Below are 22,651 nucleotides of genomic sequence, written 5' to 3' on the forward strand. Positions count from 1 at the left end.
CCAGTTTTGGTAAAAAAATTTTTAAAAAAATATTTTGAGAGTTTAGCTTATTACTATTCTTATTCTGGCCATAGAATAATCGTAATCATAGCATTTAGCATTTTTGTAGGGTTGCTGGATGGATTTGGACTGGCCATGTTTCTACCATTGCTTAAAATGGTAAGTGATTCTGGTGCTGTGGAACCTGATAGCCTTGGGCGTCTAAGTTTTTTGCTTGAATTTTTGAATAATATTGGTTTGTCCTTAAACCTCGGCACTATCCTGGGTTTTATGGTAATTCTGTTCTTTCTGAAAGGCCTTATGCAATATGGCAACGGGGTATATAGGATGATTACCCTCCAAAAATTCATTAAGAAGGTTAGACTTCAGAATATAAAAGGATTAAATAATCTGGCATACAAATATTTTGTTTCTTCAGATGTTGGGCGTATTCAAAATACGTTGACCGGGGAAGTGGATAGGGTGGCTGTCTCCTTCGCAAATTATTTTTATGCAATTCAGTTCGGGGTAATGGTGATTGTATATATGGCTTTTGCCTTTACCATGGATCCTCAATTTGCAGTGCTGGTTTCTATAGGTGGAATCCTTACCAATTTCTTATATAGGAACCTTTATAAGAAAACAAAAGGAGCTTCAAGGGAGCTCACCGGGGAAAACAATGTTTTTCAAAGTTTGATCATTCAGAATGTCAATAATTTTAAATATTTAAAAGCTACCGGATCACTTCATAAATATGCTCAAAAGCTCAAAGAGTCGGTTCTTAATATTGAAAAAAGTAATGTTAGAATTGGGGTTCTAGACTCTATATTAATTGCTGCAAGGGAACCTTTACTTATTACGGTAGTTGTAGTGGTGATTTATATACAAACAGAACTATTGGGATCTTCCTTGGGACAGATTTTGGCTAGTTTGTTCTTTTTCTATCGTGCCTTGAATTTTTTAATGCAAATGCAGGCAAGATGGAATAAGTTTCTTGGTGTTTCAGGTTCATTAGAAAATATGCGCGCTTTTTCCATGGAACTAAAGAATAACAAGGAAATAAAAGGTTATAAACCTGTAGAGGAATTGGTAAAACAATTAACCCTATCAAAGGTAACTTTCAATTACGATAGAGTTAATGTACTGCAAAACATTAATCTAAACATACATAGAAATGAAACCATTGCTTTTGTAGGGGAGAGCGGTAGTGGCAAAACTACGCTAGTAAATATTATCGCCGGCCTTCTTCCTGTAGATAACGGCTCGTATTTTATTAATTCTGAGAACAGTGCTGATTTATCTATTGAATTTTTTCAACAGAAAATTGGATATATTACTCAAGATCCCGTTATTTTCAATGATACTCTCTATAATAATGTAACCTTTTGGGATGAGAATGAAGGTAAAAGAAAACTTTTTTGGAATGCCATAAACCAGGCGGCACTAGGCGAATTTATTGAAGCTCAGCCTTTGAAAGAGCAAACAGTACTGGGGAACAATGGAGTAAATTTGAGCGGAGGTCAAAAACAACGAATTTCGATTGCTCGGGAACTCTATAAGAATGTGGAAATATTGATCCTGGATGAAGCAACTTCGGCACTGGATTCTGAAACTGAAAAAGCGATTCAGGAAAATATAGATCAGCTTAAAGGAAACTTTACCATTTTAATAGTTGCACACAGGATTTCAACCATAAAAAATGCCGATAGGATCGTGGTGATGAAAAATGGAAAAATTCAGTACGTGGATAGTTTTCAAAACCTCCTGGAGAAATCTGAATACTTTAAACGTCTGGTAGAACTACAGGAGGTTTAATTTTAATGAGAAAAATTCCTATGCAAGAAAGGCTTTTCATTATTAAAAATAATACGCATTACCTTAATGTAAAAAATTATATTAAGGCAAAACCAATGGCCAATAATTATATTTTTCTTACCATAGGAAAATTTAAAGGCTATCAAAATTTTATTGAAACCATAAAAAATGATCATGAGCTTGAATTATTTGGAATAATATTTACCAATAAATCCAGTAGGTTTAAGGATTATTGGAAGCTGATGAAAAATGTTAGTTATATCAAAAAACACGCTTCCAAACACAAGCATTTTGATGAAATAATATTTACGAATTACAAATTTTTTCTCCATCATTCCATAATCAATCATTTTAATTTCAATAAAATTGTTTTGTTAAGTGACGGTGCGGGTATCATTGTAATGGCAAACTATAGGAAAAATCATAATTCTTTGCCACTCCACTTAATTCCTTTGGGGCGTAATAAGTTTTTAAGAGAGCGAATTTTGAAAATAAAACCTATAGAGAGACTGCATTTCTATACCCAGATTAAGTTAGATATTGCAGAATGGGATTCACAGGAGATTTTTAAGTTTGAAACTTCAAAAATTGGTGCTGTAAATTCTAAGAAAGTATATTTTGTAGGGAGTCCCATGGTAGAATTGGGTTTTATAGATTTGAATACCAAAATCAAATATTTAGAACAAATATTTTCGTACTATAAAGAACATGAGGTTTATTACTTTCCGCATAGAAGGGAATCCAATAAATATTTAGAATGTTATAGTTTTATGCAGATAATGCCTGAAAGCACTATTCCTTTTGAAAAAAGAATGGAGCTGAAAAGCGAATTACCCGGCACAATTATTTCCTTCGTGTCTTCTGTAATTATTAATTTAGCCCCAATTTACCCGAATATTAAGTTTCTTTATTTTCCACTTTCGAATTTAGATTTGAAGCCTGATGAAGATTTCAGGAAAAAGTATGGGGTAATGATAGAAGGCTTTGAAAGCTTGAATAACGCTAATTTTTCTAAATTCCCCAGGGAGAAATAATATAGGTATGCCATTAATTTCTATTATAACCCCCATTTACAATAATGCCAAAAGTATTGGCAAGACAATTTCTTCCATCCTCGCACAAACATTTAAGGATTGGCAACTAATACTTGTAGATGATGGTTCCCAAGACAACCTAGAAGATATACTAGAACTCTTTTTAGATGACAAACGAATCCAATTTTTCAAACAAGGAAATAAAGGGGTCTCCCATGCACGAAATCGTGGAATAAAAGAGGCTAGTGGTACATTCTTAACTTTTTTAGATAGTGATGACCAGGCAACTAGCTCCTGGCTTGAAGATTTTAGTGCGTTAATTTCCAGTTCTTTAAATCCTGGGTTTGTAAGTTGTGGGTATATGCGTAATAACACGAAGGTATATCCAAAATTATTCAGGGAAATTGTGCCAGAAAAATATTCTTCTTTAGCCGGCACTTTTTGTATTAAAAAAGAGATTACAGTCCATATTGGGGGGTATGACGTTAATTTAAAACAAAGTGAAAATTGGGAGTTTACCGCCAGGGCACTTGAGTATTGTAAAAATAATAATTTGGATATCATGCATACCAAATCTTGCAATTTTTTGTACCATCACGATCCTAACGCGCAGCAAACCAAAATTCGTGATGGATATCGTGGAGAAGCTACCTATTATTTGTTTAAAAAGTACAGCAATCGAGGCGTGTTGCATTTTAGAAAAAAAGATTTTTTACTGTCTTCCGCTGTTAATTTTACCAGGGCTGGAAAATTTCAGGAGAGCAGAAAAGTTTTTTATGAGAATTTAAAAACTTATCCTTCTTGGGGCAATCTTGCGAAGGTACTCATTTTTGAAATTCCTTTTTTAAGAAGAAAAAAATGGATGAGAAACTAAATAATTTAGGCAGGTTAAACCAATGAAAATTTTATATATAATAGATACTATCCAGGGATCTGGAGCGGAGCGCAGCCTAACGGAAATCGCTCTACATTTAAAACGACATACTCCAGTCTTCGTACATGTATATGAAGGCGATATGCTGGTGCCGTTATTGGAAAAGTCCGGGATAAAAGTATATTCCTTAAATATACCAGGACCACGAAATTTTGATAAAGCCCTCGAAGAGCTGGCAAAAGTCTACGAAAAAGAACAACCAGATATTATACATACCACGCTCTTCAAATCTGATATTTTAGGACGTAATCTAAAATCAAAGTATCCAAACATGCTTCTTGTAAGTAGTTTTGTAAATAATAGTTATAACAAATTACGCTTTAAAAATCAGGGTTTTGTCCACAATGTTAAATTGCGCTTGGTGCAGCTTTTTGATGCCTATACCTCTAGAAAAGTAGATTTTTTCATTTCAAATTCCGAGACTATTAAGCAGGCTAAATCCAGAGCCACATGGGTTGATGAAAATAAGGTGCAGGTTATTTTTAGGGGTAGGGATATTGGGAAATTTGAACCAATAGAAGATCAATCTGCAAAAGAATTAAAAGAATCTTTGGGGATTAAATCTGAAAATATACTGCTTAACGTAAGCAGGCTTATTGAGAGAAAAGGCCAAATGGACCTTATAAATGCATTACCACTAATTTTAAAGCAATTTCCAAATTCAATATTATTAATTGCCGGCCATGGTAATTATGAAACACAATTAAAAAAGCGGGCTATGGAATTAGGGGTAGACCGGAATTTAAAAATTTTGGGTAGACGTACAGATGTGCCTCAGTTATTGGCTATTGCCCATGTATTTGTATATCCTTCATATTTTGAAGGTTTGCCAGGAGCGCTAATAGAAGCAATGTTAGCGAAAAAACTAATTGTATGTTCCAATATCCCTGAAAATATGGAGTGTGTAAATTCAGATTCTGCGCTTATTTTTGAGCGTGGGGAAGAAACTGAGCTTGCAGAGAAGGTTATCTATGCTCTTAGAGAAAAAGAAAATTTAGCACAGCTTGGGGAAAATGCAAGGCGTATGGCAATCGAAAAATTTGATATTAGAAAGATTGCTAAGCAATATGAAGATTATTATTACAAAATAATGGAGAAATCCTAAAAAATTGTCAGCTATTTATTTGCTATGGAATACCTACCTCTGTTAGTTTTTTTTATTGATTAATTGATAATATAATTTTTCAAATGCCAGGGCATTTTGTTTTGGACCATATTCTTTTACTGCGATCTGATGTGCTTTTTCGCCCATTTTTTTACGCAGTGCATCATCATTTAAAAGACTTACCAATTTTTTTGAAAATTCATATTGATCAAAATTGTCAATTAAAAAACCTGTTTCACCATCTATCAAAACTTCCTGTACACCTCCAACATTGGTGGCTATAGCAGGTTTGTACTGAGCAGCCGCTTCTAAAATTACCCCAGGGACCCCTTCTACAAAACTCGTTAAAACCAAACAATCTGCGGCTGCCAAAAGCTGGGGGATATCTTTTCTGAATCCAGTTAAAAACACGGTTTCTATTAATTTTCTTTCCTCAATTTCTTTTTTAATTTGCCCATACATAATTCCATCACCCACACAAACCAGCTTTATAAGGGGATTGGAGGTTTTAAGCTTAGAAAATAAATCTATTAAAAAGATATGGTTTTTTTCAGGGCTAAAATTACCCACATGCATCACCAGCTGGCAATTTTCATTCAGGTTAAATTCGTTTATAACTTTATCCCTGGCTACCTCCTCATTTACTTTATCTATTTGGATGCCCCTTCTAATAACCGAAATTTTATCCCTTGGGAAATTCATTGTTTCAACAAAATTTTCCCTGGCAAGTTCGCCTACACAGGTTACGTGGGAAATTCTTTTAAATAAATTTCTGTACAACAGGACTTTTAAATCTTTAGAAAGCCACTTGCTTATTATACTAATATTGCGATAGAGTATGGGGGAATTGGGAGTGAAGAATGATGCAAAAGCCATGTATTTTAGTGTATCTGATCCATTGCATTGGACAATATCTGGCTTTTTTTCTTTTACCAACCGTATCAACCGATGCAAAACTTTATGGGAAAATGCATTTGTTTTATATTTAACTAAATCTAAATTTATAGCATCTTCCACTTGCAAAACCTCAGACGAACTTTCATAAAGGCCAACAAATAAAATTTCGTGGCCCAATTCAATAAGCTCCCTGCTTAAATTTGCGGCAAAAACTTCAGCCCCCCTGTATTGTCTTTTAGTTACGAGTTGCAAAATTTTCATGACGGATTTTATCGATATTTAGAGTTGGTTAAGAAGCCTGGATAAATATAACTGATTGCTCTCAATCAAAAGAAGTAAAATTATGGAATTGCTTAAGAATTAAGCTATTTTTGTCAAAAATTATGAGATAAGCGTAATTATATGAAAGTGCTTTTTTTAATTGATAGTTTGCAAGGCTCTGGAGCAGAAAGGAGTTTGGTTGATATTGCTATAAATTTTACACAGATTGAGCCAATTTTTGTCCATATTTATGAAGGTTCTATGTTAAAAGAAGACTTAGAGAACAAAGGAATAAAAGTATATTCGCTCAATTTGTCCAGATCTTCGTCTTACAAAGATGCTGTTAAGGTGCTCGTACCTATCTATCTCCAGGAGCAACCAGATGTTGTACATTCCACACTCTATAATGCCGATATGATAGCTAGGAAATTGAAGTCGCAATTTCCAGAAATACCACTAGTAGGGAGCTTCGTCAATAATTCTTATACACCACTTCGCTATAGAAATAAGAGTATTGTAATGAAACTGAAATTGTGGAGAGCTTACCTTTTAGATAAGGTATCATCAAAGAAAGTGGATTTTTTTATTTCCAATTCCCAAACTATAAAACAATCTGAAGGGAATGCACTAAGCGTACCCTTTGATAAAATTGAAGTTATTTATCGTGGAAGAAATGTAGAGAGATTCGAAAATATTAATTGCGATAAAGTTGAAAAACTAGTACAGGAATATAATTTGGAAGGTAAAAACGTTTTATTAAACGTTAGTAGGCTAATTGAACGTAAAGCGCAATTTGATATTATAAAAGCACTTCCTGCTATTTTAAAAGATTTTCCAAATACGATATTGATCTTTGCAGGGCATGGAAATCAAGAAGTTTATCTGAGGGATCTGGCTAAAAGCCTGAATGTAGAAAATAACACAATATTTCTAGGTAGAAGCACAAATGTCCCGGAATTGCTTCATTTAAGCGATTTATTTGTTTACGCATCTTATGCTGAAGGCCTTCCCGGAGCCTTGATAGAGGCCATGATGAGTGAAAAAATTATAATTGCTTCCAATATTGGTGAAAATTTGGAATGTGTGGACCAGGAAAGCGCATTGATTTTTGAGAAAGGAAATGTGGCAGAGTTGACAGAGAAAATTCTCTATGCGCTTAAAAATAAAGAGCAGTTAACTGTTTTAGGTAAAGAGGCAAAGACACAAGCTATACAAAAGTTTGATATTAATATCATTTCCAGGAAATATGAAGATAGGTATTCTAAAATAGTATCCAATTCTAAAAAACATGCGTGAGCTTTACTATAATCTTCTTAGCTATTTAGCACCATCCTTTAATAAGTTATATAATAATAATTTAAGGGTTTTGGCATATCATGATGTAGTTGATGTTCAAAATTTTGAGGATCAAATCAGTTATCTTTCCATGAATTTCAGTATAGTGAGTATGTCGCAAATAAAAAATCATTTATACAATGGAAAGACTTTACCTAAAAATGCTTTGGCCATCACTTTTGATGATGGGGATTATACACTTTTAGAGAAAGGTATTGCAATATTAAAAAAATATGAAGTTCATAGTTGTGTTTTTGTTATTACAGAACTTATAAATTCAGAAACCGATTTTTGGTGGAATAGGGTGCGAATGGGTGAAAAGGAAAATGGAAACAGCGCTTTAGATGTTTCTGGTATTATTAATATGCTAAAATCCATTTCTAATAAAGACCGGTTAGAAAAGCTTTCAAATTATAAACCAAGTTTTAGGAAGCAACTAACGGGTAAAGACTTGAAGGTTCTGAATTCAAACGCTATGATTATTGCAAATCATTCCCATACACACCCTATGTTCAATAAATGCACGCCACAAGAAATACAAACCGAATTAAATTGTACTAAAAGGTTTTTTAAAGATTTTAAGCTTGGCAATTACGGGATTTTCGCCTATCCAAATGGAAATTATGATGATGATTCTGAAAAGCTGTTGAAAGAAAATAATATAGAAATGGCTTTTTTATTTGATCACAAAATAAATTCAACTAAAATAGATCCTCTTAGAATATCCAGGATTAGAGTAGATTCAGATACTAAAATGGCTGAGTTTAAAGTAAAAGTTTCTGGACTTCACCCATTCTTATATCATAATTTAGGCAAAAAATAAAGCGTTTTTCTCCAGAAATAGTTTTAAGGTTACCTTCACTTTTTATAATTTGATGTCCTTGCTAAGGAGTGCCCTTATCCTTAAGATGTCTTACCACTTTTGCGGGATTACCCACAGCAATAGTCCAGGCAGGAATATCTTTTATAACTAGAGACCCTGCTCCAATAATAGCTCCTTCACCTATGGTGACACCAGGCAATACCATAGTCCCTATCCCAACTACACACCCCTTCTTTAACAATACCGGTAGTTTCTTATAACTTAAATCGTTATATCTGTCACCTTTTTGATAATTTGTTAAATCCCTTTTATGACAAAATAAAGTGCATTGCGCCGCCACCCATACATCATCCTCTATGGTAATATAAGGAGCATTATGGACGTCATAATAAACATCATAACCAATGGAAACATTATCGCCAATATTACAGCCTGTCCATCTCCAGATGGCTGGCCGTAATCTTCGGCTCAGCCTATCTAAGACTACCCAATTTTTTGCAATTTTAAAAAGACAGAACTTAATAGTGATCTTTATTTTAAGGTAGATCACCTTAGGGATTCTTGAAACTTTACTCAAAACTTTTTTTATAAAAATACCTGTAAAGATACAATTTAAAGTAAATTTGGTGAAAAATTAGACCAGCAGTAATTGCCTTTTGGGGTATTTACTAATTTTTTAAATATTGAATTCATTTAAACTTTAGGATTGTAGCGAAAATAAGCAATTTTGAAGCCAGTTGAAGACTTTTTTGAGTTGAATAGCAGGGCTACGGAATGAAAAAAAGGCGTTAAATGGGTTCAAAAGGGCAAGTTTTTAGCCAATCCAAAAAGTTTAAACGAGTACATTAATCAATTTTATTGCGTGACTGCCTTTAGGGAAATAAATTACAAGCAAGATATAAAAGAAATTGTCGCTCTTATCAGGGCTAATTTGGATACTCAATTTTCAGAAGAATTTTTTAAATGGAAACATATAGATAACCCATTTGGAAAATCTCTCGGCCTGGTTGCTATTGAAGATAACAAAATTGTAGGCTTGAGAATGTTTATGCGCTGGGAATTTTCGAAAAATAATGGCGCTGTTATAAAAGCTTTAAGACCGGTAGATACTGTAGTAGATAAAGAGTATAGGGGCCAAGGCCTATTCAAAAAATTAACGCTAAAGGGGCTTGCAAATTTTGAAAATGAATATAATCTTATTTTTAATACCCCAAATATAAATAGTTTGCCAGGATATTTAAAAATGGGTTGGGAAAAAATGGAAAAACCAGGCTTTTTTAGGATAGCTATATGTAATCCCATGCGCAAACATGTCTCCTATAATCTCATTGAATCGAAAGAAATAAATTTGCACAAGGAAAATACGCCGGCATTAAACAATACCAACCGTACAGAAAGTTATTTACGATGGAGGTATAAAGATCAAAAATATGAAATAGCTTCATTCAAAGACGGAACTTATGTTTTTTTTAAAAAATTTTTGTTTAAGTCATTTCCGGCAATTATGATTTTTGATATTAAACAGTTTAAATTGGACACCAGTTTTTATTATAATAGCTTGGCTATACAATATAAGAGACCTTTGATTTATTATTTAGGTAATCTTAAGGATTCAAACCGCAATTTCCTGGTCAATTTTAAAAGTAAAACTCCCGTTATTGTATATAGGAACGATGATTTCAATATATTTGAAGACATAATTTTTGACTTGGGAGATGTAGAAGGAATTTTGTAAAAATTTACAAGCCAATAATCTAAACATTGAAAAGCCTTTTAAAAATTTGCTTTAATTATAGCCTAGTTTTTAGATTTTCAGTTTTTAGAATTAGTAACAAATTATTTTAAATTGTAGTATTCCCATGTATTATTTCTTTTATAATACCCTTTTGAAAATGATTCTAAAATAGAATGAGAATACTTCAATTAATACAAACTAACCAAAAAAGGGGCGCAGAGAATTTCGCATCGCAAATTTCCAACCATTTAATTGATGCCGGGCATGAAGTTAAGATAGTTGCCTTGTTTTCTGGAACAGCAGACCTTCCTTTTAAAGGAACTATTGAAAATTTAAATGCATCTCATAAAAAACGTCTCTATGACTATAAATCATGGAGTGCACTAAATACTATTGTAAAATCTTTCAAGCCAGATGTGGTGCAAGCCAATGCTGGGGACACTTTGAAATATGCGGTATTATCTAGACTTTTCTTTAAATGGAGTGTTCCAATAGTTTTTAGAAATGCTAGTGAACTGGGGCGTTATATCACTTCCACAATTCAAAAAAAATACAATTCATTTTTATTTCGGAAAACAGATTATATTATCTCTGTTTCCCAGGCTTCAAAAAACGATATAACGAAGCATTTTAGATTTCTGGAGAATAAAACTGAAGTGATTCCGGTAGGTTTGGAAAAAATTAACGTGATTGATGATTATCAGTTCGAGCCGAAAGAAGCGAAGCATATTGTACATGTAGGAGGATTTACGTTTGAAAAAAATCACGAAGCTTTGCTTAGGATTTTTCAGAATGTGAATAGGGAGATGACATCCACACACCTTCATTTAATAGGAGATGGTCCCCTTAGGACCAAAATTGAAAAGTTGGTTAAAGAAAAAGGCTTAAGTTCCAATATTCATTTTCATGGTTTTGTAAATAATCCTTTAAATTTTATCAAAAGCGCGAACGTATTAGTATTACCTAGCCTAATAGAGGGACTTCCAGGTGTCCTTTTAGAAGCTATGTACTGCAAAACTCCGGTTGTAGCCTATAATGTAGGGGGTATTTCTGAAATAGTCGATGATGAGACTGGTTATTTAATTGAAAAAAATAATGAAGAAAATTTTTCAAGGGCAGTTGTAAAGATTTTTGAGAATTACCCATATAATAGGATAGATACAGCCTATAAAATGGTTATAAAACAGTATATAAATAAAAAAATAGCCCAGGATTTTATTGAACTTTATGAAAAAATTTTAAAAAAAAATTAATTTAAATGTTCGATGATTAATATTAATGTCCCTAAGCTTGAACAACTTAAAAGTGTAAGTATTTTATCTTCCAAAATTGAATTTGATAAGGATGTAAAGAAGTTATGGTTTGAAGTTCCAACTAAATTCTCGAAATTCCTTATAACTGAAAATTTAGATGCTTTTCTTGTGGGTATTTTATTTCTGGCATTAAAAAACGGCCAGGATATAAAATTAAAAGCACCTGTTTCTGCTAAATTATTCTATAACCTCAATCATTACGTAATTCCCGCGCTATGTCTGGCCAATCCCATTCTTAAGCCAATTAAAATATTTCCCTCGACGTTAAACGAGAAAGACCTCAATACTGGCAATACAGCTGGAACCGGTTTATCCTGCGGAGTAGATTCCTTTGCTACCTATTTTGACCATATAGAGGAAAAAGGCTCATTTAAAATTGATTATTTTGCATTTTTTAATGCCGGGAGTCATGGCTCCGGAGGTAAGGAAACCACTCATCTATTTCAGGAAAGGTTTGAAAAAGCCAAGAAATTTGCTAATTCTATTAATAAAGAGATCATAAAAATCGATTCTAATTTAAGTGAGATCCTTAATATGAAATTCCAAAGTACCAATACTTTGAGAAATGTGTCTTGCGTATTGATTTTTCAAAAACTGTTCAAAAATTATTTTATAGCTTCAAAAAACAGGTTTGATTATTACGAACTGCATGCTTATGATACGCAGGATTATGATGTACTTATCTTGAATCTTTTATCAACAGAATCAACCAACTTTCATTCTGCAGTGGCTCAGTTAACTAGAGTAGAGCGTACGCAACTAATATCAAATTTTCCCGAAACTTTTCCTTTCCTAGATGTATGTACTAGTAGTAAAAGATATAAGAATGGCGTTAATTGCTCTCAATGTAATAAATGTTTGAGAACGGCTTTAACTCTGGACCTACTTAATAAATTAAATCTATATCAGGACGTTTTTCATATTGAAAAATATTATCAGTTAAAAAACAGTTATATAGCGCATATTGTAAGAACACGAAAGAAAGATCAAATTAACAGGCACATTTATAATTTATTGAAAGAAAAGAATGCTATAAATTACTGGGACATCGTTATTTCAAAATTTAAAATTGGATTAAAAGGAAGAATGAAATAAGATTTAATGGCTCTGGATATTTAAAATTCTCATAAAATATTGCCAGCTCTTTGTTTTCAATTATTTTTGCCATGAATAAAATTTTATGGGAAAAATTAAAATTCTCCACATAATAAAGTCGTTAGGTCGTGGAGGAGCAGAAATGCTACTGCCAGAAACGCTAAAGCTTCACAACAAATCAAAATTTCAATTTCATTATATTTATTTTCTTCCCTGGAAAGATCAAATGGTTGATGTAATACAGGAAGCTGGTGGCAGGGTTACCTGTTTTCCAGCTAAAAATAATCTTGGCTTATTCAAGCAGGTTGCTAGTGTTATCAAATACTGTGAGGAGCAACAAATAAACTTAATACACGCCCACTTGCCGTGGTCCGGATTCTTAGGGCGTTTGGTACATAAAAAAACTAAAATCCCCCTTATTTATACTGAACATAATATACAGGAACGTTACCATAAAGCCACCAAATTTTTAAATAAAGTAAGTTTCAATTCACAATCTTTAGCTTTGGGGGTTTCGGCAGATGTTACCCGTTCCATAAAAGAAAATATTTCTCCCAGCATCCCTTTTCAAACTTTATTGAATGGGGTAAATACCGATAAGTTTAAAAGGGATCTGCAACAAAATTTAGAAATTAGAAAGCAGTATGATATTCCTGAAGATGCCTTGGTTATTGGAAATATTGCAGTATTTCGGAAGCAAAAAAATATACCTTTGTGGCTGGAGACTTTTAAAAAAGTACAGGATAATTATAAACATGTCTTTGGCCTTTTAGTAGGTGCCGGACCAGAAGAAGCACACGTAAAATCTTTAGTAACCGAATATGGACTGCAGGCAAAAGTAAAATTCGCAGGATTGCAAACCAATACTATTCCATATTTTTCAGCTATGGATATTTATATGATGAGTTCAGATTTTGAAGGCTTGCCAATTTCACTCCTTGAAGCAATGAGCATGGGATGTGCTATAATTTCAACCAAGGCCGGTGGAGTGGTAGAAGTTATAACCCACAAAAAGGATGGGCTGCTATGTGCAACTGGAAATTCTGACGCTTTAACCCATAATGTAGCTAGCTTAATTGAGAACCCTGAAAAACTGGAAGAATTTCAAAAAGAAGCAAGAAAAAGAGTTATGGGTAGTTTCAGCTTAAAGAATATGGTAGGGGCTTTGGAAGATGTATATATAAAATTTGCAGAAGAGGAAAATAGAGTTGATAAATAGAGAAGTATTGAATTGAAGAAGAAACGCTATAAGAAAACAACCTCATACTCTATTGCACTATCTAAATAAAATAAGATCATGGAGATTCGCGAAGCGAAAGAAACTGATATCCCTGAGATCGTCGAAGTTTTAAAAGCAAGCTTAGGAGAGGCTGAAATTCAACTTTCTGAAGATGTTTGGAGTTACAAACACTTAATTAACCCATTTGGGAAATCCCTTGTTTTAATAGCGCACGAAGAAGGGGGTATAATTGGTGTTCGTGCTTTTATGAGATGGCAGTGGAGATCTAAAGAAAAAATTTTCAATGCTTTTAGAGCAGTAGATACGGCCACCCATCCTAATCACCAAGGCAAGGGTGTTTTCAAAAAATTGACTCTGGCAGCAGTAGAGCTAGCCAAGAAAAATGGTGATCATTTCGTGTTTAACACACCAAATGACCAAAGTAGGCCGGGTTACTTAAAGATGGGATGGGAAGCGGTAGATAATGTTGTGGTTTCTTTACAGCCTGCGTACAAATCTTTTTGGAAAATAAAACCGAAAAAAATAGCTTATGAGGTGCATTTAGATGGTACTCCCAAAGATTTGGAAAGATTATGTGAAATATGGAATACTAATTTGATGGAAAGTAAAAAATTGTTTACTTCCAAAACACCGCACTATTTAAAATGGAGATATCAAAATAATCCTCTTCAAGAATATGAAGTGTTGTTTAAGAAGCATTTTTATTTGGCAGGATATATTAAAAATAGAGGTAAAATTCGGGAATTAAGGATATCGGAATGCATTTATAATGGCGATAAAGGAACTGCATCTTTAATTCAAAAAACAGTCTCTTCCTGGGCATCTAAATTTTCAGTTCAGCTAATTTCGTTCTCCCCAAAAGTAGCCGGCTTAAAATACCCGGCGAAAAAAGGCAATTATGGGCCTGTGCTAACTTTGAAGGATCTTAATTTACAACTTAGCGAACTAAATGTTTATAAGAATATTGAGAACTGGAATTACAGTTTAGGTGATTTAGAACTTTTTTAAAATGTTGGGAGTACTTTTTCTTATTATTATATTTTTTGGTCTAAATCAGGCCATTTTTAATTTTTTTGAAAAAAGGCATGCATTTTTTGATAAGAATAAGATGAATCTTCTATATCTGTACCATATGGTATTTTATGGGATATATACCTGGTATGCCTATAATAATCCTTCAGATTCAAAAAATTATTTTAGGGAATTAACCGAGCATACCGGCGCATGGCTAGAGCTATTTGGTACAGATACCCGCTTTATAAATTTTATTTCGTATCCATTTTACTCCATAGGTTTTAATTATGATATGCTTATGGCTACTTTTGCCTGGCTTGGTTATTTGGGATTTGTTTATGCGTATCTATTTTTCCGGGAAAAAATCCCTATTAAAATAAAGTTTTTAAAAATAGACTTATTAACCATGATTTTATTTTTTCCCAATATGCATTTTTGGACGGCATCCTTGGGAAAAGGCGCTCCTATATTTTTAGGTTTGATGATATTTAGTTATGCCATTATTGAACCAAAATTTAGGATATTTTTATTGTTATTAGGTTCAGCTATCATTTTTTATATTCGTCCCCATGTATTTATGTTTGTGGCCGTAGGTGCTATGCTTGGATTTATGAGCGGGAAGGAAAAAATTGCCTTTTGGAAAAAAGCCATGGTTTTTATTGGTATGTTTGGGGCTTTGATTTTGGTGCAGGATCAAATCTTAGCGGTAATGGGATTGCAAGATTCTGAAAATTTGATTGAGGATTTTGAGGCTGCTTCTTCAAAGAATGCTGAAGATTTGAGTACCAGTGCTGGTTCTGGTGTAGATATGTCATCCTACCCATTGCCATTTAAGTTATTCACTTTTTGGTTTAGGCCTTTGTTTATAGACGCCCCAAATTTTCTAGGGATCATTACTTCGTTCGAAAATCTTATTTATTTGCTTCTATTCTTTAAAATTCTGAAGAAAGATTTTATAAAATTTATCAAAAAATCACCTTCATTAGTGAAAATGAGTTTAGTTATTTTTTTAACTGCTTCCTTCGCAATGACCTTTGTAATGTCTAATTTGGGGATCATTATGAGACAGAAATCTATGGTGATGTATTTTATATTTTTTGTTATTTATTATTATCTAGCCGAAAAAAAATACAAAAAAATTAAACGTGTAAAGAAACTGAAAAAATTACGCGAATTACAGTTGCAAAACCAAATGTCTGGATAGTATGAAAAATGGATCGCTGGTTTTATCATTAGATTTCGAATTAATATGGGGAGTGTTTGATGGGATACCTTCCAATTTCAGTACTTCCTATTTTTCCAATACCCGTGAAGTCATCCCTGAAATGCTCAATCTATTTGAAGGACATAAAATACATGCTACCTGGGCTACTGTGGGAATGTTGTTCAACAGAAATTGGGAAGATTGGTTTCAAAACAAACCCACGTTATTACCCCAATATGTAAATAAAAAGTTATCAGCATACGAATTTGCAGCCAAGGACTTAAAGAAGTTACCTGAAACCATATTTTTTGCTCCTTCTCTCATTAAATTAATAGGAAGTACTACGGGGCAGGAGGTTGCAAGCCATACTTATAGCCATTATTATTGTCTTGAAAAGGGGCAGCGACTCGAAGAATTTGAAGCCGATTTAAAAATGGCACTGCGTTTGGCCAAGAGCTTCAATATAGATTTAAAATCGCTCATTTTTCCCAGAAACCAGATGAACAGTAATTATTTAGAAATATGTTGGAATTTGGGAATAGAGAATGTAAGGTCAAATCCAGAAGACTGGTACTGGAAAGACCCCACGTCCAACTCTTTTCATGTGAAAATTGCTCGTAGTGGCGATGCTTATTTCAATTTCGGTAAAAAAAGCTATTCGGGGAATAATTTGAAACTTATTGCAGGCTTGCCGCTTGAACAACCTGCAAGTAGATTTCTAAGACCGGTGGAGGGGCAAAAAATTCTTCGGCAATTGAAATTGAAAAGGATTAAAGAAGAAATGACTTATGCTGCCAGGAAAAACGAAGTCTATCATCTTTGGTGGCATCCTCATAATTTCGGGGATTTACCGGAGCAAAGTTTAAACGATTTGAAAGAATTAGTTAATCATTTCGAAAACCTTCAAAAAGAATTTGATTTTCAATCCTGGAATATGGCAGAGTTAGGTAAAAAAATCCAAATTGAAAATCGAAAAATTCAAAGCTAAGGTGAACTTAGCATCTTAAATATAGATAGCAATGTGTGGAATAAACGGGATTTTATCAAAATCTATTAAAAATATTGATTCGGTTCATACTGATTTATCCCGAATGAACTCAGAGATAGTGCATCGTGGACCAGATCAGGATGGTTTTTTTGTTCACAATTCTAAGCATTTTAGCGTGGGAATGGCTATGCGTCGTTTATCGATTATCGATCTAAGTACGGGAAAACAGCCTATATCAAATGAGGATAATTCCATCACTATTGTTTTTAATGGAGAAATTTATAATTACCAGAATTTAAAAAAATCCCTTGAACAGGAGGGCGTTGTTTTCCATACCACATCAGATACAGAGGTAATTTTAAAATTGTATGAAAAATATGGTATCGAATCTTTTTCCATGCTGGATGGGATGTTTGCTTTCAGTATTTATGACAACAATATAAAAAAGGTTTATATTGCCCGGGATTTTTTCGGTGAAAAACCTTTGTATTATACTGAAGATGGTGACAAAATTATTTGGGCCTCAGAATTAAAGTCGATAGTAAGTATATTAGATCATACACCGAAACTTTCAAAGACCGGGTTAAGCCTTTATTTTCAACTTACTTATATTCCTGCACCCTATACAATTTATGATAGTATCCAAAAACTGGAGGCGAATCATTATATGGAAATTAATGCGGAAAATTTCAGTATTCAAACTATTGCATTTAACCAGGCTTTCTCAAAAGATATTGCCTCTAATATTAGCTTTAAAGATGCTAAGAAGGAGACGCATGATTTGGTGGTTGAAAGTGTGGGTTCAAGGTCTGTTGCAGATGTTCCTTTAGGTACTTTTCTATCTGGCGGTGTTGATTCTTCTATAGTTTCCTGGGCATTGGCAAATCAAAGTAACAATAAGATAGATACTTTCTCCATAGGTTTTGATAAAAAATCTTTTGACGAGTCTGATAAATCAAGGACAGTTGCCAAACTTATAAATAGTAACCACCATGAATTTATAATTTCCGCAGAAGATCTAAAAGATAATGTACATTCAATTTTACTGAATTTTGATGAACCGTTCGCAGATTCTTCTTCACTTCCAACCTATCTGGTAGCTAATAAAACCAGGCAGCATGTTAAGGTTGCGCTTACCGGTGATGGGGGCGATGAAGTTTTTGGTGGTTATAATAAATATTATATAGGTAAATTAAATACGAAATATAGTTCTATGGTCCCTGAAAAGGTGCATAATACTTTGAGATCTATCTCAGAACCATTTTTAACTACCAAGGACGATAAAAGGGGATTGAGGTTCAAGGTAAAGAGGTTGTTGCATGCTATCAACTATCAGGGTGAATTTTATTATAACATTATTTCTTTGGCTTATCAGCCTGATGAATTAAAATTGTTTTTACAGGATGCTGTTTTAGATATTTCTTCGTTAGATTATTATAAAAATAAAGTAGGGAAGAATCCTGAATCTCTGACCGATTTCAGAATTATTGATAAAATATTAAGTTTGGAGGGCGATATGTTGGTGAAAGTGGATAGGACCAGTATGTTAACTTCATTAGAAAGCAGAGCACCATTTTTGAATAAAAAATTATGGAATTTCACCTCACAGTTGCCTGAATCTTATTTGATGAAAGGATGGGATAAGAAATTTTTATTAAAGGAATCCTTCAAACAATATTTTCCAGAAAACTTTTTGGACAAATCTAAAAAAGGTTTTGGTGTTCCGGTAGGGGACTGGTTGAGGGAACATCTGTCTAAAGAATTAAAGTCTTATATTGAACCCGGCTTTTTGAAAGCTCAGAAAATTTTTAAACCTGATGAAATTATAGATCTGGTTCAAAATCATCTTTCTGGTAAGCAAGACAATACTTTCAGGGTATGGACTTTTTACTGTTTTCAAAAGTGGTATAAGAATATATACCAACCTAACATGGAGTATTAAATATTAGAAGCTCATGGTATATTAAATGCAAATTTTTAAAAATTTATAAATAACCAGTTTCGGCTCGAACTGCCGATAAATAAATAAAGTGAGGCATCAATATATTATAAGCGTTATTTTACCCACATATAATAGAAGTTCCAGTCTCCTGAAAGCGGTAGATAGTGTTAGAAACCAATCTAATCCCCATTGGCGGCTAATCATTGTAGATGATGGATCAACCGATGATACTAGGGAGTTGATAGATGAACTGCTAGATGATGCTAGAATTTCTTATGTATATACGGAGAATGCTGGAGTGAGTGCAGCTAGAAATAAAGGCCTGGAATTGTCTAATACAGATTATGTGATTTTTTTAGACTCTGATGATTATTTTTTACCAAATCTTTTCCAGCAGTTGTTGGATGAAAAATTCTTTAATTTTGATTTAATCTGTTGGTGGGCCATTAAGGAAAATGAAGAAAAAAGAAAAATCTGGAAACCTGTAAAATTGGAAAATATCTATAATTATAGAATAGCCTCTTTTCTGGCTGGAAGTGTTTGTTATAGAAGAGATCTGCTATTAAAAGCGGGAGGCTTTGATGCGAATCTTGAGTTTGGTGAGAATTATGAGTTGGGCATGAGAATTTGCCAATATCCGATAAATATAAAATTGATAAAGCAAACATTTCTGGTTGTAAAATCTAAGCTAAGAACAAATGATTCTATTCCACAACGATTACATTCCTGTATCTACCAGTATAAAAAACACCGCAATTTATTTAAAAAAGATAGATTATCAGAATCCAGAATTTTTTATATGATTGCCCATTTTCTTGAAAAAACCTCTAAAAAACGTTCGTCTTCTAATTTTTATTTGCGTTCATGGCAATCAAATCCATGGAATATAAAGGCCTTTTTAAAAATACTCCAATCAAAATTCCAAAGGGCAGTATGAAAGTCCTCTATATCATAGACAGTTTAAAGGCATACGGAGCCGAAAAAAGCCTTGCTTTATTGGCGTCTTCCTTTAAAGATGTAGAACCTGTTTTCATATCCCTGAACTCCAATTTAGAGCTTCAGCCTTTTTTAGAATCAAAAGGAATAAAAGTTTATTCAGGAATCGAAAAGGATGCAAAATCAAAAAAAAACCTACTAAAAAAAATCACGAAAATTGTAAAAAAGGAAAAGCCATCCATAATCCATTCTACCTTATTTAAATCAGATTCCATTTCAAGAAATTTAAAAAGAAAATTTCCTGAAATAATATTAGTTGGCAGTTTAGTAAGTAACTCTTATTCAAAAAATAGATATAAAACCTTATCCATATTTTCAAAGTTAAAATTATTTACCACCCAAATGCAGGATAGGTTTAGTGTAAGAAAGGTAGATCACTTTATTAGTAATTCCCAAGCGATTGTAGAGTCTAATAGCAGAGCTTTAAGGATACCCGGGCATAAGATCAATATTATACACCGGGGGCGATCTTTACCAAAAATAAATGCTGGAGACAAAACTAAACTCAAGGAATGCTTTCAGGATAAAAAAGTTTTTATTACCGTAGGGAGATTATGTAAAAATAAGGGCCAGATGGATTTAGTGAAGGCATTTAAGAAAATGGACTTAAGAGCTTTGAATCTTGCGCTATTAATCGTGGGGGATGGGCCAGACTATAAGAGCTTGAAGGCTGAAATAGAATCATCTGGCCTGGAAGATCATATTGAACTAATGGGGTATAGAAAAGATGTTGATTTCCTTTATCAATTATCTGATTACTTTATTTTTCCTTCTTATTTTGAAGGTTTGCCGGGAGCACTCATAGAAGCTATAATGGCGAAAATACCTTGTTTAGTATCAGATATTCCCGAAAACAGAGAGTGCTTTCCGGAAGGCGGCGGGGTTTACTTTAAAGCTGGTGATATACAGGGAATCAAAAATAAAATTGAAGAATCACTAAAAATTGAGAATTGGGAAGAGAGAGTAGATAGCAATTATAAATTTGCGGTAAACAGTTTCTCTCTGGATCTTGCAGCTGAAAGATATGAGGAATTTTATTTTGATATTGTAAAACCCAGGTAGACTTGTTATTTAAGGAATTTTATCATTTTTAGAAACCCAATAATATTTCCAGTTTTTAAATAATTGAAAGCGGCCATTTTAATATGAAGTTTTACTTTTTTAGAAAAACTTCTGGAAGTTACAGGATCACCAATTCTTTTATAATATCGGTATAGTTGCCTATAGGTATTAATCTTATTTTTATATTTTGCCGTCTTAGCTCTTTTGCTCCATACTCCATGTTTATGAATTCTGTAATAGCTGGGCTTTATCTTATCCATGTATTTTCCTGAACCGGAAGAACCGAGCAAACTTATAATAAAAGTGTCCACATTTATAATTTGCAGGGCTTCTCTGGGGATAGTGTGAAATTCTTTTCTAAAAATTACCGTTGAGAGCAATGGATGGAAATTCACTTCCTTTAAATTTTCAGAGGAGATATTAGAAATGGGTTTCTCCGGAAAATTGGAATCATCTAAAATTGATGTAGTTTCATCAACGATTATATAATTATGGAAACATAATACAAATTTCCTGTTTTCTTCCAGAAAATCAACCTGCTTCTGAAGTTTTAAAGGATCACCCCATAAATCATCACCCTCACAAAAAGCAATAAAATTAGCCTTGGCCTGATAAAAATTGTAAAATGCATTAAAATTTCCTGTAGTTGTTCCAAGGACCTTTATTTTATTCTCGGGGTGGTGAAGAAAAAGCCTGATCTTTTCCGGGTACTTCTCGGCATATTCAATACATATGTTACGAGTTCCATCTGTTGAACTATCCTCACCCAATAAAATCTCAAAGGGGAAATCTGTTTGTTGATTTAATATGCCATCCAGACACTTTTGAATATATTTGTTCTGCTGAAAAGTTTGCACAAGAACACTTAAGGTGGGTTGCGAATTTACCCGGTGTGGAAATTCCTCAGGCTCCTTCTTCTGGTATTTATTCTTAAAATCTTGAAAGTTCATTGAATTATCTCAGGAATCTTTTTGAAACATCTTCAGAAGATACTTTTCTCATAGAAGTGCCTTTGTTTGAATAAACCGAATTTGGGGCCGTATTCCGACTAATGGAACAGCCCATACCGATGATAGAATTTTCTCCAACCTTAACATTTTGTGCAACAGTAGAATTCATACCTAAAAAACAATTATCTTCAATAAACACATTCCCACCGAGCGTAATTGCACTCAACAGCACGTGATTACAAATCCTGGAATGGTGTCCAATATTGGCAGCAAAAAGAATACAACCATTTCCAATTTCCACGAACGGCTGAATTGTTGAGCCTTCTCCAATAAAACAGTTTTGTCCGATTTTCAAATTGGGCCAGGTTTGAGCTTTGCTGGAAATATAATTTGCCAAAGTAAATCCTTTTTGAAGACATTGGCGAAAAATACGCTTTCTGACTTCATTTTGACCAACTGCAATAAATAAAGAAACTGAGTCGGATGGAATGTGATCATCCAAATCTTCAAACGCGTATAAAGGTAGTTGATTGAATTCTGTGGCTTCTGAATAAGATTTTTCTATGCTAAAAGCAATTACTTCATATGGACTATCCTCCTCAAACACATATTGAACATATTCCGCAAACCGACCAATACCATAAATTACCAGCTTTTTTTTCTCCATTATAACTTCTCTACTTTTCTTTCAAATATAGCTAAAGCAAAGGGTTTTTTACTTTTTAATATAAAAAGAGATACAGCTGACGTTCGAGCCAAATCCTTTAACAAAATTTTGAGTAAAATTATCAGAAATCGACAGAATATTTGACATCTTTTTCTTATGAATGAATTGTGAAATTCTCTCAAAATTCTTCAAAATTCTACCATCCTATCTTGTTTTTTGATCCTTTATCTATTTTAATTTTCCTTTTAACAAGTGGATTGAA

General features: G+C 33.3%; 20 protein-coding genes. 16 read left to right on the forward strand and 4 right to left on the reverse strand.

Annotated elements, in window-relative coordinates; all coding sequences use genetic code 11:
* Window positions 1-6: 6 nt before the first annotated feature.
* Genes V5739_RS14530 through V5739_RS14545 form a run of 4 tightly spaced genes read left to right on the forward strand, consistent with a single transcriptional unit; the run spans window position 7 to window position 4,867 of the window.
* Window positions 7-1,794, forward strand: coding sequence for an ABC transporter ATP-binding protein (locus V5739_RS14530; RefSeq protein ID WP_423818749.1), 1,788 nt, complete (start codon window positions 7-9; stop codon window positions 1,792-1,794).
* Between the two features lie 5 nt (window positions 1,795-1,799).
* Entirely contained in the window at window positions 1,800-2,828 is a 1,029-nt protein-coding gene (locus tag V5739_RS14535; protein ID WP_423818750.1) for a hypothetical protein, read from the forward strand.
* Window positions 2,829-2,835: 7 nt separating this feature from the next.
* Complete coding sequence (locus V5739_RS14540) at window positions 2,836-3,702, forward strand: glycosyltransferase family 2 protein (RefSeq protein ID WP_423818751.1); 867 nt, start codon at window positions 2,836-2,838, stop codon at window positions 3,700-3,702.
* A gap of 22 nt (window positions 3,703-3,724) precedes the next feature.
* Entirely contained in the window at window positions 3,725-4,867 is a 1,143-nt protein-coding gene (locus tag V5739_RS14545; protein ID WP_423818752.1) for a glycosyltransferase family 4 protein, read from the forward strand.
* Window positions 4,868-4,909: 42 nt separating this feature from the next.
* Here the strand turns inward: V5739_RS14545 and V5739_RS14550 are convergent, their stop codons facing one another.
* Window positions 4,910-6,025 carry a glycosyltransferase family 4 protein gene (locus V5739_RS14550; RefSeq protein ID WP_423818753.1) on the reverse strand — a complete coding sequence of 372 codons (1,116 nt, stop codon included), beginning with the start codon at window positions 6,023-6,025 and terminating at the stop codon, window positions 4,910-4,912.
* A gap of 141 nt (window positions 6,026-6,166) precedes the next feature.
* Here V5739_RS14550 and V5739_RS14555 point away from each other — a divergent pair, with 141 nt between their 5' ends.
* Window positions 6,167-7,321, forward strand: a complete 1,155-nt coding sequence (locus V5739_RS14555) for a glycosyltransferase family 4 protein (protein ID WP_423818754.1) — start codon at window positions 6,167-6,169, stop codon at window positions 7,319-7,321.
* Window positions 7,314-8,183: a polysaccharide deacetylase family protein gene (locus V5739_RS14560; protein WP_423818755.1), complete on the forward strand. Its 870-nt coding sequence runs from the start codon at window positions 7,314-7,316 to the stop codon at window positions 8,181-8,183. Before V5739_RS14555 ends, V5739_RS14560 begins: the two co-directional genes overlap by 8 nt.
* Window positions 8,184-8,244: 61 nt before the next feature.
* On the opposite strand, the gene V5739_RS14565 is transcribed toward V5739_RS14560, so the two are convergent.
* Window positions 8,245-8,760, reverse strand: coding sequence for an acyltransferase (locus tag V5739_RS14565; RefSeq protein WP_423818756.1), 516 nt, complete (start codon window positions 8,758-8,760; stop codon window positions 8,245-8,247).
* A 285-nt stretch (window positions 8,761-9,045) separates the two neighbouring features.
* Here V5739_RS14565 and V5739_RS14570 point away from each other — a divergent pair, with 285 nt between their 5' ends.
* The 10 genes from V5739_RS14570 to V5739_RS14615 all read left to right on the forward strand — a co-directional run bounded on the left by V5739_RS14570 (window position 9,046) and on the right by V5739_RS14615 (window position 20,772).
* A complete protein-coding gene (locus V5739_RS14570) occupies window positions 9,046-9,918 on the forward strand; it encodes a GNAT family N-acetyltransferase (protein WP_423818757.1) in 873 nt (290 codons plus the stop codon).
* 173 nt (window positions 9,919-10,091) lie between these two features.
* The gene (locus V5739_RS14575; RefSeq protein WP_423818758.1) at window positions 10,092-11,171 is read left to right on the forward strand and encodes a glycosyltransferase; all 1,080 of its coding nucleotides are present in this window, start codon (window positions 10,092-10,094) and stop codon (window positions 11,169-11,171) included.
* Between the two features lie 12 nt (window positions 11,172-11,183).
* Complete coding sequence (locus V5739_RS14580) at window positions 11,184-12,326, forward strand: hypothetical protein (RefSeq protein ID WP_423818759.1); 1,143 nt, start codon at window positions 11,184-11,186, stop codon at window positions 12,324-12,326.
* Window positions 12,327-12,411: 85 nt separating this feature from the next.
* Complete coding sequence (locus V5739_RS14585; protein WP_423818760.1) at window positions 12,412-13,545, forward strand: glycosyltransferase; 1,134 nt, start codon at window positions 12,412-12,414, stop codon at window positions 13,543-13,545.
* Between the two features lie 78 nt (window positions 13,546-13,623).
* Window positions 13,624-14,574: a GNAT family N-acetyltransferase gene (locus V5739_RS14590; RefSeq protein WP_423818761.1), complete on the forward strand. Its 951-nt coding sequence runs from the start codon at window positions 13,624-13,626 to the stop codon at window positions 14,572-14,574.
* 1 nt (window position 14,575) lies between these two features.
* Window positions 14,576-15,784, forward strand: coding sequence for a hypothetical protein (locus tag V5739_RS14595; protein WP_423818762.1), 1,209 nt, complete (start codon window positions 14,576-14,578; stop codon window positions 15,782-15,784).
* Window position 15,785: 1 nt separating this feature from the next.
* A complete protein-coding gene (locus tag V5739_RS14600; protein ID WP_423818763.1) occupies window positions 15,786-16,772 on the forward strand; it encodes a polysaccharide deacetylase family protein in 987 nt (328 codons plus the stop codon).
* Between the two features lie 31 nt (window positions 16,773-16,803).
* On the forward strand, window positions 16,804-18,714 hold the full coding sequence (gene asnB, locus V5739_RS14605) for an asparagine synthase (glutamine-hydrolyzing) (protein WP_423818764.1): 1,911 nt from the start codon (window positions 16,804-16,806) through the stop codon (window positions 18,712-18,714).
* 88 nt (window positions 18,715-18,802) lie between these two features.
* On the forward strand, window positions 18,803-19,651 hold the full coding sequence (locus V5739_RS14610; RefSeq protein ID WP_423818765.1) for a glycosyltransferase family 2 protein: 849 nt from the start codon (window positions 18,803-18,805) through the stop codon (window positions 19,649-19,651).
* On the forward strand, window positions 19,579-20,772 hold the full coding sequence (locus V5739_RS14615) for a glycosyltransferase (RefSeq protein ID WP_423818766.1): 1,194 nt from the start codon (window positions 19,579-19,581) through the stop codon (window positions 20,770-20,772). Before V5739_RS14610 ends, V5739_RS14615 begins: the two co-directional genes overlap by 73 nt.
* Before the next feature lie 5 nt (window positions 20,773-20,777).
* Here V5739_RS14615 and V5739_RS14620 read toward each other — a convergent pair whose 3' ends face one another.
* Window positions 20,778-21,722 carry a glycosyltransferase gene (locus V5739_RS14620; protein ID WP_423818767.1) on the reverse strand — a complete coding sequence of 315 codons (945 nt, stop codon included), beginning with the start codon at window positions 21,720-21,722 and terminating at the stop codon, window positions 20,778-20,780.
* 4 nt (window positions 21,723-21,726) lie between these two features.
* Window positions 21,727-22,389 (reverse strand): acetyltransferase, encoded by a 663-nt coding sequence (locus tag V5739_RS14625; protein ID WP_423818768.1) that lies wholly within the window; start codon window positions 22,387-22,389, stop codon window positions 21,727-21,729.
* Window positions 22,390-22,651 lie beyond the last annotated feature (262 nt).

The sequence above is a fragment of the Salinimicrobium sp. TIG7-5_MAKvit genome (assembly GCF_049569215.1).
GTDB classification, from domain to species: Bacteria; Bacteroidota; Bacteroidia; order Flavobacteriales; family Flavobacteriaceae; genus Salinimicrobium; species Salinimicrobium profundisediminis.

Coding starts and splice junctions, on each gene's coding strand:
- V5739_RS14600 (WP_423818763.1), top strand. CDS start 15,786: ATGAAAAATGGATCGCTGGTTTTATCATTAGATTTCGAATTAATATGG.
- V5739_RS14595 (WP_423818762.1), top strand. CDS start 14,576: ATGTTGGGAGTACTTTTTCTTATTATTATATTTTTTGGTCTAAATCAG.
- V5739_RS14560 (WP_423818755.1), top strand. CDS start 7,314: ATGCGTGAGCTTTACTATAATCTTCTTAGCTATTTAGCACCATCCTTT.
- V5739_RS14535 (WP_423818750.1), top strand. CDS start 1,800: ATGAGAAAAATTCCTATGCAAGAAAGGCTTTTCATTATTAAAAATAAT.
- V5739_RS14555 (WP_423818754.1), top strand. CDS start 6,167: ATGAAAGTGCTTTTTTTAATTGATAGTTTGCAAGGCTCTGGAGCAGAA.
- V5739_RS14575 (WP_423818758.1), top strand. CDS start 10,092: ATGAGAATACTTCAATTAATACAAACTAACCAAAAAAGGGGCGCAGAG.
- V5739_RS14590 (WP_423818761.1), top strand. CDS start 13,624: ATGGAGATTCGCGAAGCGAAAGAAACTGATATCCCTGAGATCGTCGAA.
- V5739_RS14540 (WP_423818751.1), top strand. CDS start 2,836: ATGCCATTAATTTCTATTATAACCCCCATTTACAATAATGCCAAAAGT.
- asnB (WP_423818764.1), top strand. CDS start 16,804: ATGTGTGGAATAAACGGGATTTTATCAAAATCTATTAAAAATATTGAT.
- V5739_RS14620 (WP_423818767.1), bottom strand. CDS start 21,722: ATGAACTTTCAAGATTTTAAGAATAAATACCAGAAGAAGGAGCCTGAG.
- V5739_RS14580 (WP_423818759.1), top strand. CDS start 11,184: ATGATTAATATTAATGTCCCTAAGCTTGAACAACTTAAAAGTGTAAGT.
- V5739_RS14545 (WP_423818752.1), top strand. CDS start 3,725: ATGAAAATTTTATATATAATAGATACTATCCAGGGATCTGGAGCGGAG.
- V5739_RS14625 (WP_423818768.1), bottom strand. CDS start 22,389: ATGGAGAAAAAAAAGCTGGTAATTTATGGTATTGGTCGGTTTGCGGAA.
- V5739_RS14585 (WP_423818760.1), top strand. CDS start 12,412: ATGGGAAAAATTAAAATTCTCCACATAATAAAGTCGTTAGGTCGTGGA.
- V5739_RS14615 (WP_423818766.1), top strand. CDS start 19,579: ATGGCAATCAAATCCATGGAATATAAAGGCCTTTTTAAAAATACTCCA.
- V5739_RS14550 (WP_423818753.1), bottom strand. CDS start 6,025: ATGAAAATTTTGCAACTCGTAACTAAAAGACAATACAGGGGGGCTGAA.